The 11,923-nt window shown below is 73.4% G+C and carries 15 protein-coding genes; 7 read left to right on the top strand and 8 right to left on the bottom strand.

Annotated features, from left to right (window positions below):
* Positions 1 to 10: 10 nt before the first annotated feature.
* Entirely contained in the window at positions 11 to 2,104 is a 2,094-nt protein-coding gene (locus tag CKY47_RS15475; protein WP_306746501.1) for an elongation factor G-like protein EF-G2, read from the bottom strand.
* A 283-nt stretch (positions 2,105 to 2,387) separates the two neighbouring features.
* On the opposite strand from CKY47_RS15475, the gene pdxS reads away from it, so the two are divergent.
* On the top strand, positions 2,388 to 3,296 hold the full coding sequence (gene pdxS / locus CKY47_RS15470; protein ID WP_371320675.1) for a pyridoxal 5'-phosphate synthase lyase subunit PdxS: 909 nt from the start codon (positions 2,388 to 2,390) through the stop codon (positions 3,294 to 3,296).
* Positions 3,297 to 3,355: 59 nt separating this feature from the next.
* On the opposite strand, the gene CKY47_RS15465 is transcribed toward pdxS, so the two are convergent.
* The 4 genes from CKY47_RS15465 to CKY47_RS15450 all read right to left on the bottom strand — a co-directional run bounded on the left by CKY47_RS15465 (position 3,356) and on the right by CKY47_RS15450 (position 4,655).
* Positions 3,356 to 3,496: a hypothetical protein gene (locus tag CKY47_RS15465; RefSeq protein WP_306746498.1), complete on the bottom strand. Its 141-nt coding sequence runs from the start codon at positions 3,494 to 3,496 to the stop codon at positions 3,356 to 3,358.
* Entirely contained in the window at positions 3,493 to 3,747 is a 255-nt protein-coding gene (locus CKY47_RS15460; protein WP_306746497.1) for a PIN domain-containing protein, read from the bottom strand. The genes CKY47_RS15465 and CKY47_RS15460 overlap by 4 nt, the downstream gene beginning before the upstream one ends.
* A complete protein-coding gene (locus CKY47_RS15455) occupies positions 3,732 to 3,947 on the bottom strand; it encodes a hypothetical protein (protein ID WP_306746496.1) in 216 nt (71 codons plus the stop codon). Before CKY47_RS15455 ends, CKY47_RS15460 begins: the two co-directional genes overlap by 16 nt.
* Before the next feature lie 150 nt (positions 3,948 to 4,097).
* A complete protein-coding gene (locus CKY47_RS15450) occupies positions 4,098 to 4,655 on the bottom strand; it encodes a helix-turn-helix domain-containing protein (RefSeq protein WP_306746495.1) in 558 nt (185 codons plus the stop codon).
* Positions 4,656 to 4,712: 57 nt separating this feature from the next.
* Here CKY47_RS15450 and CKY47_RS15445 point away from each other — a divergent pair, with 57 nt between their 5' ends.
* Both CKY47_RS15445 and CKY47_RS15440 read left to right on the top strand, forming a co-directional pair.
* The gene (locus tag CKY47_RS15445; protein WP_306746494.1) at positions 4,713 to 5,390 is read left to right on the top strand and encodes an AzlC family ABC transporter permease; all 678 of its coding nucleotides are present in this window, start codon (positions 4,713 to 4,715) and stop codon (positions 5,388 to 5,390) included.
* Entirely contained in the window at positions 5,387 to 5,695 is a 309-nt protein-coding gene (locus CKY47_RS15440) for an AzlD domain-containing protein (RefSeq protein ID WP_306746493.1), read from the top strand. Before CKY47_RS15445 ends, CKY47_RS15440 begins: the two co-directional genes overlap by 4 nt.
* Here the strand turns inward: CKY47_RS15440 and CKY47_RS15435 are convergent.
* From CKY47_RS15435 to CKY47_RS15425, 3 genes are all read right to left on the bottom strand, one after another.
* Positions 5,692 to 6,084 (bottom strand): DUF6292 family protein, encoded by a 393-nt coding sequence (locus tag CKY47_RS15435; RefSeq protein WP_306746492.1) that lies wholly within the window; start codon positions 6,082 to 6,084, stop codon positions 5,692 to 5,694. The genes CKY47_RS15440 and CKY47_RS15435 overlap by 4 nt on opposite strands.
* An 18-nt stretch (positions 6,085 to 6,102) precedes the next feature.
* Positions 6,103 to 7,974 carry an acyl-CoA dehydrogenase family protein gene (locus CKY47_RS15430; RefSeq protein WP_371320674.1) on the bottom strand — a complete coding sequence of 624 codons (1,872 nt, stop codon included), beginning with the start codon at positions 7,972 to 7,974 and terminating at the stop codon, positions 6,103 to 6,105.
* Positions 7,975 to 8,044: 70 nt separating this feature from the next.
* On the bottom strand, positions 8,045 to 8,503 hold the full coding sequence (locus CKY47_RS15425) for an Lrp/AsnC family transcriptional regulator (protein ID WP_306746491.1): 459 nt from the start codon (positions 8,501 to 8,503) through the stop codon (positions 8,045 to 8,047).
* A gap of 74 nt (positions 8,504 to 8,577) precedes the next feature.
* Here CKY47_RS15425 and CKY47_RS15420 point away from each other — a divergent pair, with 74 nt between their 5' ends.
* From CKY47_RS15420 to CKY47_RS15405, 4 genes are all read left to right on the top strand, one after another.
* Positions 8,578 to 9,798, top strand: a complete 1,221-nt coding sequence (locus tag CKY47_RS15420; protein ID WP_306746490.1) for a trans-sulfuration enzyme family protein — start codon at positions 8,578 to 8,580, stop codon at positions 9,796 to 9,798.
* A 79-nt stretch (positions 9,799 to 9,877) separates the two neighbouring features.
* On the top strand, positions 9,878 to 10,483 hold the full coding sequence (gene pdxT, locus CKY47_RS15415; RefSeq protein ID WP_306746489.1) for a pyridoxal 5'-phosphate synthase glutaminase subunit PdxT: 606 nt from the start codon (positions 9,878 to 9,880) through the stop codon (positions 10,481 to 10,483).
* A gap of 19 nt (positions 10,484 to 10,502) precedes the next feature.
* Positions 10,503 to 11,252, top strand: a complete 750-nt coding sequence (locus CKY47_RS15410) for a YebC/PmpR family DNA-binding transcriptional regulator (RefSeq protein ID WP_306746488.1) — start codon at positions 10,503 to 10,505, stop codon at positions 11,250 to 11,252.
* 89 nt (positions 11,253 to 11,341) lie between these two features.
* A complete protein-coding gene (locus tag CKY47_RS15405; protein ID WP_306746487.1) occupies positions 11,342 to 11,848 on the top strand; it encodes a DUF4262 domain-containing protein in 507 nt (168 codons plus the stop codon).
* Positions 11,849 to 11,923 lie beyond the last annotated feature (75 nt).

Raw genomic sequence — 11,923 nt, 5'->3', positions numbered from 1 at the left:
ACCGGGCCGGTCACCTCACCTGGGCCGCCAACGCCTGCGGCAGCGGGTCGTAGCGGCTGAACCGACGGGTGTACGTGCCGGTGCCGGAGGTCAGCGAGCGCAGCTCCACGGCGTAGCGCAGCAGCCCGGTCGCCGGCACCTCCGCCCTGATCACGCTGTACCCGGCGCTGTCCGCCTCGGTGCCCAGCACCCGGCCGCGCCGGCCGGACAGGTCGCCCAGCACGGTGCCCAGGTGCTCGTCGGGCAGCCGCACGACCACCTCGTCCAGCGGTTCCAGCAGGCACGTGCCGCCGTTCGCGGCGGCGTCCTTGAGCGCCAGCGACCCCGCCGTCTGGAACGCGGCGTCGGAGGAGTCCACCGAGTGCGCCTTGCCGTCCACCAGCGTGACGCGGACGTCGACCACCGGGTGCCCGCCCTGCAACCCGCGCGCCAGCTGCGCCCGCACGCCCTTCTCCACGCTCGGGACGAACTGGTGGGGCACCGCGCCGCCGACGGTCCGGTCCGCGAACTCGAAGCCCGCCCCGCGCGGCAGCGGTTCCACGACGATGTCGCACACCGCGTACTGGCCGTGCCCGCCGGACTGCTTCACGTGCCGCCCGTGCCCCTCGGCCCGCGCGGCGAACGTCTCGCGCAGCGCCACCCGCACCGGCTCGGTGTCGACCTCCGCGCCACCGGCGCGCAGCCGCGCGAGCACGACGTCCGCGTGCGCCTCGCCCATGCACCACAGCACCAGCTGGTGGGTCTCCGCGTTGCGCTCCAGCCGCAGCGTCGGGTCGCCCGCCACCAGCTTGCCCAGGTTGCGGGCCAGGTTGTCCTCGTCGCTGCGGCTGCGAGGCACGATCGCCACGGGCAGCAGCGGTTCCGGCACCTCCCACGGCGCCACCAGCAGCGGCCGCTCCGGTGAGGACACCGTGTCCCCGGTCTCGGCCGAGCCGATCTTGGTCAGCGCGCACAGGTCGCCCGCCACGCAGTACGGCACCTCGCGCAGGGTCGCCCCCAGCGGCGAGTACACGTGCGCCACGCGCTCGTCCGCGTCGTGGTCCTCGTGCCCGCGGTCGGCCATGCCGTGCCCGGACACGTGCACCGGGCGTTCGGGGCGCAGCGTCCCGGAGAACACGCGCACCAGCGACACCCGGCCCACGTAGGGGTCGACGGCGGTGCGCACGACCTCCGCGACCAGCGGCCCGTCCGGGTCGGCCTCGACGCGGGGGTGGGGGACGCCGTCCACGCCGGTCACGGCGGGCAGCGGGCGCTCCAGCGGCGAGGGGAAGGCACGGGTGATGCCGTCGAGCAGCTCGGGCAGCCCCAGGCCCGACAGCGAGCACACCGGCACCACCGGGTGGAACGAGCCGCGCGCCACCGCGGTCTCCAGGTCGGAGATCAGCGTCGCCTGGTCGACCTCCTCGCCGGCGAGGTAGCGGTCCATCAGGGTCTCGTCCTCGCTCTCCGCGATGATCCCCTCGATGAGCGCGTTGCGCTGCTCCTCGTAGGCGGGGTCGTCGGTGGTGAGCAGGTTGACCAGACCGCCCCCACCCGCTCCGTCCCCGTCCGCTCCGTCCCCGTCCGCTCCGGGCAGGTACAGCGGCACCACGCCCGCGCCGAACGCGGCCTGGCAGGAGGCGATCTCGTCGACCACGTCGGCCCGCTGGTGGTCGCACCGCGCGACGACCACGGCACGCGGCATCCCGACGGCCGCGCACTCCTCCCACAGGGCCGTGGTGGAGGCGTCCACGCCCTCCGCCGCGCTCACCACGAACAGCGCCGCGTCGGCGGCGCGCAGCCCGGCGCGCAGCTCGCCCACGAAGTCGGCGTAACCGGGGGTGTCGATCAGGTTGATCTTGACGTCGCCGTGCCGGACGGGGGCGACGGAGAGGCCGACCGACCGCTGCTGGCGCACCGCGGCCGGGTCGTGGTCGCACACGGTGTTGCCCTCGGTGACCGATCCCGCGCGGGGCAGGACGCCGGTGCCGGCGAGCAGGGCCTCGGTGAGCGTCGTCTTGCCGGAGCCGGAGGGGCCGACCAGCACGACGTTGCGGACCTTGGCCGGGTCGTCCACAGCGACCGCGCCTGCCGAGGGGCCGTTGTCGGGGTTCTTGTTGCCCATGGGACCGCCCTCCACAAGTCTTTGGTGTCCGATCTCACACCCGTGTGCCGCCGGGGACAACCCAAGCGGACCGGTTCGACCCGGCAGGAGGAATCCGGGGGTCGTCGCGCGGCGTGATCGGGCACGGTCCCAGGCCTTCCGCGGTCGTCGGAGGTGGCGAACGCCACTACCTGCGGGGGAAGGTGGAGTGGCCTGCCGAGAAAGGGCTGGATTGGCCTGTTTCGGCGGTCCACGTGGCCCTTACCATCGGTGGCGTCCTCCCCACTACTCCGAAAGGTTGGCCGTGACCACTTCACCCGACGCCGGCACCCAGGTCACCGGTACTTCCCGCGTCAAGCGGGGCATGGCGGAGATGCTCAAGGGCGGCGTGATCATGGACGTGGTCACCCCGGAGCAGGCCAAGATCGCCGAGGACGCGGGCGCCGTGGCCGTCATGGCGCTGGAGCGCGTGCCCGCCGACATCCGCGCGCAGGGCGGCGTGTCCCGGATGAGCGACCCGGACATGATCGACGGCATCATCGAGGCGGTGTCCATCCCGGTGATGGCCAAGGCCCGCATCGGCCACTTCGTCGAGGCCCAGGTCCTCCAGGCCCTCGGCGTGGACTACGTCGACGAGTCCGAGGTGCTGACCCCCGCCGACTACGCCAACCACATCGACAAGTGGCAGTTCACCGTGCCGTTCGTGTGCGGCGCGACCAACCTGGGCGAGGCGCTGCGCCGCATCACCGAGGGCGCGGCGATGATCCGCTCCAAGGGCGAGGCGGGCACGGGTGACGTCTCCAACGCCACCACCCACATGCGCAGGATCCGCGCGGAGATCCTGCGGTTGCAGAACCTGCCCGCCGACGAGCTGTACGTCGCGGCCAAGGAGCTCCAGGCCCCCTACGAGCTGGTCCGCGAGGTCGCCGAGGCCGGCAAGCTCCCCGTCGTGCTGTTCACCGCGGGCGGCATCGCCACCCCGGCGGACGCGGCGATGATGATGCAGCTCGGCGCCGAGGGCGTCTTCGTGGGTTCCGGCATCTTCAAGTCGGGCAACCCGGCGCAGCGGGCCGAGGCCATCGTCAAGGCCACCACGTTCCACGACGACCCGGACGTGCTGGCCAAGGTGTCGCGCGGCCTGGGCGAGGCCATGGTCGGCATCAACGTCGACGAGATCCCGCAGCCGCACCGCCTGGCCGAGCGCGGCTGGTAGGGGTTCCGCGTCGTGGAGCGGCTCGCCGGTGCGCACCCCGGCGGGTCGCCCTCCGCGCGTCAGGAGACCGGGTGGACCTCGATGTCGACGTCGTGCCCGTTCGACCCGGCGAGCTTGCCGTCGCAGGTGATCACCGGGACGCCGGGCTGCTCGGCCAGGGGCGGGTGGGAAGCGTCGGGCACGGTCACGCTGTGCCTCATGTCCCGGACCCGGTTCGCCAGAGACGGTGCCCGACGGTCGCGATGGGTGCGCAGGACATCCACCACGCGGCCCGCTCGGGACGCAGGTGCCCTGAACGGAGCCGGCGCCTGAGCACGCCGAGCACCTCCGTCGTGATCACCTCCGGTGCGACCAGTCCGCTGGTCCCCACCCGGTGCCGCAACCGCGTGTCCGGCTCCGCGCCGATCAGCACCTCCAGCAGCGCGGAAGCGTCGATCACCACCGTGGCCATCGCGCGTCCGTCTCCGCTTCCTCTTCGGCGCGGGCCGCGTGGAGCGCCGCGAGGGTGCTCGGGGTGGATTCGTCGCGGAACCCGTCCAGATCCCCGAGGACCTCGGACATGGTGTGCCGCGCGGTGAGGTCGGCCGGCCGGCGGTGGAGGTCGGCCCGCAGGTCGAAACCCCCGAGCTGCCGGTTCACCCCGTTCGCCATGGGGCCCAGGCCAGTGCCGGGCAGGTGTTCGTCGGGTGTGGACATGGTGCGGTCACCGGCGATGTCGGCAGCGAGCTCGATCGCTCGAACGCGTGTGCTACCCGCCACTCCGGACCAGTGGTACCTGCCCTCACGGCCGGGTGGACCGGCTCAGATGTGCTCCATCACCAGCACCACCACCGAGCCCGCTTCGAGGGCCTGCGCCGTGTGCGGCACGTCGCCCGGGTAGAGCAGGTAGTCGCCGGGGCCCAGCTCGACCGGGGCGGACCGCGGGCCCGCCAGGACCCGGCCGGTGGAGACGACCATGTGCTCGACCGTGCCCGGCATGTGGGGCTCCGACTCGCGTGCCGCGCCCGGTTCGAGGCCCAGGGTGTAGATGTCGCGACGCGCGCCCGGCGGGCACGAGGCCAGCAGGGTCGCCGTGTAGCGGGCCTTCTCCGAGTAGATCGCCGGCCCCTCGCCCGCCCGGATCACCCTGACCCTCGGCGCGGGCGGGTCCACGAGCCGCGAGAACGGGACGTCCAGCGCCACGCCGAGCGCCCACAGGGTCTCCACGCTGGGGTTCCCACTGGCCGATTCGAGCTGGGACAAGGTCGACTTGGCGATGCCCGCCCGCTTGGCCAGTTCGCTCAACGACAGGCCGACGCGCTCGCGCTCGCGGCGCAGCGAGGCGGCGATGACCTCCAACGGCGCAGCTGTGTTCGACATGACAGTCCCATCGTTCGGCTTGACGAACGCCTCCATCGCTGTTCATCGTAGAAGACGATGCGTTCGACATGGCGAACCCTTGACCCGAAGCTGCTGCGCGACGTCTCCGCGGTGGCGGCCGGCGCCGCGGTCAGCGGCGCGAGCTTCGGCGCGATCTCGACGGCCACCGGCCTGCCGTGGTGGCTGCCGGTGGCGATGTCCGTCCTCGTCTTCGCCGGCGGCTCGCAGTTCATGGCCGTGGGTGTGGTGGCGGCGGGCGGCAGCCCGGCGGCGGCCGTGCTGGCCGGGCTCGTGCTCAACGCCCGCCACCTGCCGTTCGGGCTGGCGGTCGGCGACGTGTTCGGCAAGGGCTGGGGCCGGCGGCTCGTCGGCGCCCACCTGCTGATCGACGAGAGCACCGCGTTCGCCCTCGCCCAGCGCGACCCGGAACGGGCCAGGGCCGCTTACTGGGCGTGCGGCGTCGCGCTGTTCGGCGCGTGGAACGTCGCCGTGGTCGCGGGCGCGCTCGTCGGCCGGAACATCGGCGACCCCGGCGCGTTCGGCCTGGACGCCGCCTTCCCCGCCGCGCTCGTCGCACTGCTGCTGCCCGCCCTCAAGGACCGGGTCACGCTGAACGCCGCCCTGCTCGGCGCGGCCGTCGCGCTCGCCACCACGCCGTTCCTGCCCGCGGGCGTGCCGGTGCTGCTCGCGCTCGGCGGACTGCTCGCCACCGCACGCCGGGAGCCCGCGCCGTGACGCTGACCGCCGTCCTCGTCCTCGCCGCCGGGACCTACGCGTTCCGCCTCGCGGGACCGCTGCTGCGCGACCGGCTCACGCTGTCCGACCGCGTCAAGGCGCTCATGTCCACCTCGGCCACGGTCCTGCTGTTCGCCCTGGTCGCCACGTCGACGCTGACCAAGGGCCAGGACTTCGCCGGCCTCGCCCTGCCGGTCGGCGTGCTCGTCGGCGGTGTCGCCGCGTGGCGCGGGGCCCCGTTCGTGGTCGTCGTCGTGCTGGCCGCCGCCACCACCGCGGTGCTGCGGCTGGCCGGGGTCGGCTAGGGCGCGTAGCCGCCCAGCTCACGGGCCAGCGCCCGCCGGTCTTCGGGCACGGACGGCTCGGGCACGGACGGCTCGGGCAGCCCCGGCCCGCCCGCCAGCACGTCGGCCACGAACCGCGCCACGACCTCCGGCGGCGGCACGAGCGGCGTGCCCAGGTGCGCCACCGTCACCGGCGGCTCCGAGGGGCGCGTCTCGACCGCCACCGACCAGCCGTGCCCACCGCTCCACAGCAGCATCAGGTCCGGTCCCGGCCGCTCGGGGAGCGCCAGGTAGGCCGTGGTGGTGTCGGCCACCTCGAACTCGGTGCCCTCCGGCGGCACGCCCACCTCCTCGGCGACCGCCCGCACGTAGCCGGCGAGCCCGAGCGCCAACAGCTCGGCATCGTCCACGCCCCACATCCTGCCCGCCTAGGCCGTGATCGGCGCGGCGAGCCAGCCCTCCGGGATGCCGAACGCGTCCACCAGCTCCCGCGCGTCGGGCCGCAGGGCGCCGCACAGCTCGTTCACCGCCTGCGACACCGCCTTGGAGCGCTGCGGGGTGAGCCGCCCGTGCTCCAGGAACCACGCCCGGTCCGCCTCGATCGTGCTCAGCGCGTACAGGTCGCACACGCGGTCCAGCAGCTCGCGCGCCGACGCGTCGGCGCACCGGTCGACGGCCGCCACGAACGCCTCCAGCACCACCCTGTCCACGTGCGCGCGGGCCGCGTGCAGCACGTGGTCCTGCGCGGCGTTGAACACGTCGAACGCGTCGTCCTCCGACGCCCGCCGCAACCGCCGCGCCAGCCCCTCCAGCACGTGCCGCTCGCGGTCCTCGAACTGCCGCAGCTGCCAGCCCCGGTCCAGCAGCGCGTCGGAGCTGCCCGACACGAGCCGGTCGATGATCGCCCGCGCCGCCGTCCGCTCGATCACCACGCCCACCGCCTGGTCGGCCACGAACCGCGCCATGCCCCACGGGTCCAGGTCGCCCACGTGGTCCCGGTAGCTCGTCAGCAGTCCTTTCGCGACCAGTTGCAGCAGGACGGTGTTGTCGCCCTCGAACGTGGTGAACACGTCGGTGTCGGCCTTGAGCCCGGCGATCAGGTTCTCACCCAGGTAACCGGCGCCGCCGCACGCCTCGCGACACGTCTGGATGGTGTGCGTGGCGTGCCACGTGGACACCGCCTTCAGGCCCGCCGCCCGCGACTCCAGCTCCCGCTGCCGCCGGTCGTCCTGCTCCCCGCCGTGCGCCTCGTGCAGGGCGTGCACCAGCTCCTCCTGCGCGAAGTGCAGGGCGTACGAGTGGGCCAGCGCGGGCAGCAGGCGCCGCTGGTGCGTCAGGTAGTCCAGCACCACGACCTCGTCACCGGTGCCGGGCCGGGTGAACTGCCGCCGCTTCTCCGCGTACCGGATCGCCAGGGCGAGCGCCTTCTTGGTGGCGCTGCCCGCCGCGCCCGCGACGCTGATCCGCCCGCGCACCAGCGTGCCGAGCATGGTGAAGAACCGGCGGTTCGCGCCCTCGACCGGGCTGGAGTACGTGCCGTCCGGCGCGACTGCGCCGTACCGGTCGAGCAGGTTCGCGCGCGGCACGCGCACGTGGTCGAACGACAGCCTGCCGTTGTCCACGCCGTTGAGCCCCGCCTTGGGCCCGCAGTCCTCGATGGTCACGCCGGGCAGCGGGTTGCCGCCCTCGTCCCGGATCGGCACGAGGACCGCGTGCACGCCGTGCTGCTCGCCGCCGGTCACCAGCTGCGCGAACACCACGGCCAACCGGCCGTCGCGGGCCGCGTTGCCGATGTAGTCCTTGCGCGCGTCCCGGTCCGGTGTGTGCACCACGAACTCGCCGGACGCCGGGTCGTAGGTGGCGGTGGTGCGCAGGTGCTGCACGTCCGACCCGTGTCCGGTCTCGGTCATCGCGAAGCAGCCGGGCAGCTCCATCGACATGATCCCCGGCAGGTAGCGGGCGTGGTGCTCCCCGGTGCCCAGCGCCTGCACGGCCCCGCCGAACAGGCCCCACTGCACGCCCGCCTTGACCATGAGCGACAGGTCGCCGAAGCCCAGGACCTCGAACGACACCACCGAGCCGCCCACGTCGCCGTGCCCGCCCTGCGCGACCGGGAAGCCGGTCAGCGGGTGCCCGCCCTCCGCCAGCACGCCCATCTGCTCCAGCACCCACGCCCGGTGCTCCTCGCGCGGCAGGTCGTGCACCGGCTCCAGCTTGCCGAGCAGGTCCAGCGAGCCGCGGCGCAGCTCGGCCCAGTGGCCGTCGAGCAGCTCCCGCAGCGCTTCCGTCCGGTTCACCACGACGTGACCCCCGTTCTGCCTCAGGACACCTGGTATACCCGCCGGTAACCTCGTTGACGAGTGGTCTCCATCACCCGATCGGCGGAACGGTGTGCTTGCGGACGTGCTCGAACAGCAGGTTCGTCTGCACCTCGCTGACCTCGCGCCGGGTCGTGAAGCGGTCCAGCACGAGCCGCTGGAGGTGCGCGGTGTCCGCCACGGCGACGTGCACCAGGAAGTCCTCCGGGCCCGCCACGTGCGACATCGCCAGCACCTCGGGCAGGGACAGCACGTACTCCATGAACGGCTCCACGATCGCCCGCGTGTGCGGCCGCACACGGACGGCGATCATCGCCTGCACCGGCCGCCCGACGGCCGTCAGGTCCACCTCCGCGTGGTAGCCGGTGATCACCCCGCGGTCGCGCAGCGCCCGGTGCCGCACCACGCAGGTGGACGCCGCCACGTTCACCCGGTCCGCCAGGTCCTTGTTGGGCAACCGAGCGTCCTTCTGGAGCTCCTGGACGATCGCCACGTCCACCGAATCCAGCACGCCGAACTCCCTTGTCCGCCGAACAGCCTGCGGAAGTTTCCCCCGAACGGTGACGAGAAGTCCACGATCGGGCCATGACACGCTTGCGAACGACGGCGGTGCACGGCGGGCGCGACGACCTCGCCGACCTCGGCGTGCACGCCCTCCCGATCGACCTGTCCACCACCTACCCGGTACCGGACCAGGCCGAGGGCGGCCACGCGCTGCAAGCCTTCGCGGACGGCGCCGCCCACGCCGGCTCACCGGTCTACGCGCGGCTGCACAACCCCACCGTCGCCCGGTTCGAACGCGCGCTGGCCGCGCTGGAGGGCACCTCCGCCGCGGTCGCGTTCGGCAGCGGCATGGCCGCCGTCACGGCCGTCGTGCAGGCCGCCTGCGTGCTCACCGGCAAACCGCACGTGGTGGCCGTGCGCCCGCTCTACGGCGGCACCGACCACCTGCTGTCCTCCGGCCTGCTCGGCGTGCGCACCACGTACACCACCGCCGACCGGGTCGCCGACGCCGTCACCCCCGACACGGGGCTCGTGGTCGTCGAGACGCCCGCCAACCCCAACCTCGACCTGCTCGACGTCGCCGCCGTCGTGGCGCGGGCCGGCGACGTGCCGGTCGTCGTGGACAACACCTTCGCCACCCCCGTGCTCCAGAACCCGGCCGCGCTCGGCGCCGCCTACGTGCTGCACTCCGGCACCAAGTACCTGGGCGGGCACGGCGACGTGCTCGGCGGCGTCGTGGCGTGCGCCGAGGAGCACGCCGGACCGCTGCGCCAGGTCCGCATCGTCACCGGCGCCGTCCTGCACCCCCTGGGCGGCTACCTCATGCACCGCGGCCTGGCCACCCTGCCGCTGCGCGTCGAGGCAGCCCAGCGCGGCGCCGTGGAACTCGCCCGCAGGCTCGCCGGCCACCCCGGCGTCGAGTTCGTCCGGCACCCCAGCCTGCCCGGCGCCGACCCCGCCGGCCTCGTCGGCACGCAGATGCGCGGCCCCGGCGCGGTGCTCGCCCTCGCCACCCGCGAGGACCCCGTCGCCGTCGTCCGCCGACTCGCCCTGGTCACCCCCGCGGTGAGCCTCGGATCGGTCGACACGCTCATCGAGCACCCCGCCGCGCTCACCCACCGGCTCGTGCCCGGCGAGGCGCGCGAGGCGTCCGGCGTCCCGGCGAACCTGCTGCGCCTCAGCGTGGGCCTGGAGGACGTCGAGGACCTGTGGGACGACCTCGACCAGGCCCTTTCCGGTCCTCGCGCGAAGCGCCGCACCCCGTCCCCCCGCGGTGCCCGGGAGTTGGCGGAGATCCACTAGCGTCCGGCCACCACGGACGGGCGCGAGCGGTCGACCGGGTCGCCTAGGCTGGTGGGGATCTGCACGAGGAGGAAGTCCGGTGTCCGTCGTCGGTGTCCTCGCCCTCCAGGGCGACGTCCGTGAGCACCTGGTCGCGCTGGCCGAGGCCGACGCGCTCGCCCGCCCGATCCGCCGGCCGGAGGAACTGGCCGAGGTCGACGGCGTGGTCCTGCCCGGCGGCGAGTCGACCGCCATCAGCCGGCTGCTCGCGACGTTCGACCTGCTCGAACCCCTGCGCGCGCGCATCAAGGAGGGCATGCCCGCCTACGGCTCGTGCGCCGGGATGATCCTGCTCGCCGACACCGTGCTCGACGGGCGGCCCGACCAGCACCAGCTCGGCGGCCTCGACATCGTGGTGCGGCGCAACGCCTTCGGCCGCCAGGTGGACTCCTTCGAGGCCGACCTCGACTTCACCGGCGTGGGCGGTGTGCACGCCGTGTTCATCCGCGCGCCGTGGGTCGAGTCCGCGGGCGACGACGTGGAGGTACTCGCCCGGGTGCCCGAATCCGAGGACGCGGGCGAGGCCGCCGGTAGGATCGTCGCGGTTCGGCAGGGGCACGTGCTCGCCACCTCGTTCCACCCGGAGCTGACCGGTGACGGGCGCGTGCACCGCCTTTTCGTGGACATGGTCCGTGCCGCGGGCTGAGTGATTCGACGGAGGAGAAATGAGCGGCCACTCAAAGTGGGCGACCACCAAGCACAAGAAGGCCGCAATCGATGCCAAGCGCGGCAAGCTCTTCGCGCGGCTGATCAAGAACATCGAGGTGGCGGCCCGCACCGGCGGCGGTGACCCGGACGGCAACCCGACGCTGTACGACGCCATCCAGAAGGCGCGGAAGAACTCCGTGCCGCTGGACAACATCGAGCGCGCCCGCAAGCGCGGCGGCGGCGAGGAGGCCGGCGGCGCCGACTGGCAGACCATCATGTACGAGGGCTACGGCCCCAACGGCGTGGCGGTCCTGGTCGAGTGCCTCACCGACAACCGCAACCGGGCGGCCACCGAGGTGCGCGTCGCGATGACCCGCAACGGCGGCTCGATGGCCGACCCGGGCTCGGTGTCGTACATGTTCAGCCGCAAGGGCGTCGTGATCGTGCCGAAGGGCGAGCTGGCCGAGGACGACGTCCTCATGGCGGTCCTCGACGCGGGCGCCGAGGAGGTCAACGACCTGGGCGAGAGCTACGAGGTCGTGTCCGAGGCCGGTGACCTGGTGGCGGTGCGCAAGGCGCTCCAGGACGCGGGCTACGACTACGAGTCGGCCGAGGCCAACTTCCTGCCGTCGGTGACGGTGCAGCTGGAGGCCGAGGGCGCGCGGAAGATCTTCAAGCTGATCGACGCGCTGGAGGACTGCGACGACGTGCAGAACGTCTACGCCAACTTCGACGTGTCGGACGAGGTCATGGCCGAGGTCGGCTGACCGCTCCCCGTCCGCGCGACCCCCGTGCCGGACCGGCTCGGGGGTCGCGGCACGTCCCGCGCCCGCGCGACACCGGGCACAATGGGGTGGTGACCGCCCCCACCCCCCAGGAACTGGACCTCCGCGACTGGCTGCTGGAGCAGGCCGAGCTGCACGGCCACGCCGTCGTCACCGTGCCCGAGGACGCCGAGGGCGCGGGCTACTCGTTCTCCGTCGGCGCGTGGCGCCGGTTCGGCATCGCCGAGGCCGTCGTCCTGGGCCTGCCGCCGGAGCACGCGCAGGTGCTCATCCGCGCCTACGTCGACCGCGCCCGGCAGGGTGAGCGGTTCGTGCCCGGCAAGCTGTACCGGGACTTCTTCGACGGCGTGCCCATCACGTTCGAACGCGTCTTCAAGGGCTTCTACCCGGAGTTCTTCGGCAGCGCGTTCCTGCTCTACGGCAAGGGCGACTTCGCGGCGCTCCAGATCGTCCTGCCCACCGCGGAGGGCAGGTTCCCGTGGCACCACGACGCGCCCGTGGGGTTCGGCGACTGGCAGCTGCTGCTGACCGAGTCGGGCCGGCCGGAGAGCTGGGAGCCGGGCGTCAACGGCCCGTGACCCCGGCGCGTGCGTCCGGTGTGCGCGTCGGACGTGTGCACTGGACCACTCGGCGGGTCGTCGGTTTTCCACCGT

Source organism: Saccharothrix longispora (assembly GCF_030852425.1).
Lineage (GTDB): Bacteria > Actinomycetota > Actinomycetes > Mycobacteriales > Pseudonocardiaceae > Actinosynnema > Actinosynnema longispora.
The sequence above is the reverse complement of the archived record's forward strand: the minus strand, read 5'-3'. Positions and strand labels throughout refer to the sequence as shown.

What these genes read in the sequence shown, in the direction of transcription:
- CKY47_RS15460 (WP_306746497.1), bottom strand. Translation starts at nt 3,747, where the DNA reads ATGGCCACGGTGGTGATCGACGCTTCCGCGCTGCTGGAGGTGCTGATC.
- CKY47_RS15455 (WP_306746496.1), bottom strand. Translation starts at nt 3,947, where the DNA reads ATGGCGAACGGGGTGAACCGGCAGCTCGGGGGTTTCGACCTGCGGGCC.
- CKY47_RS15450 (WP_306746495.1), bottom strand. Translation starts at nt 4,655, where the DNA reads ATGTCGAACACAGCTGCGCCGTTGGAGGTCATCGCCGCCTCGCTGCGC.
- CKY47_RS15420 (WP_306746490.1), top strand. Translation starts at nt 8,578, where the DNA reads ATGACACGCTTGCGAACGACGGCGGTGCACGGCGGGCGCGACGACCTC.
- CKY47_RS15465 (WP_306746498.1), bottom strand. Translation starts at nt 3,496, where the DNA reads ATGAGGCACAGCGTGACCGTGCCCGACGCTTCCCACCCGCCCCTGGCC.
- CKY47_RS15410 (WP_306746488.1), top strand. Translation starts at nt 10,503, where the DNA reads ATGAGCGGCCACTCAAAGTGGGCGACCACCAAGCACAAGAAGGCCGCA.
- CKY47_RS15445 (WP_306746494.1), top strand. Translation starts at nt 4,713, where the DNA reads ATGCGTTCGACATGGCGAACCCTTGACCCGAAGCTGCTGCGCGACGTC.
- CKY47_RS15475 (WP_306746501.1), bottom strand. Translation starts at nt 2,104, where the DNA reads ATGGGCAACAAGAACCCCGACAACGGCCCCTCGGCAGGCGCGGTCGCT.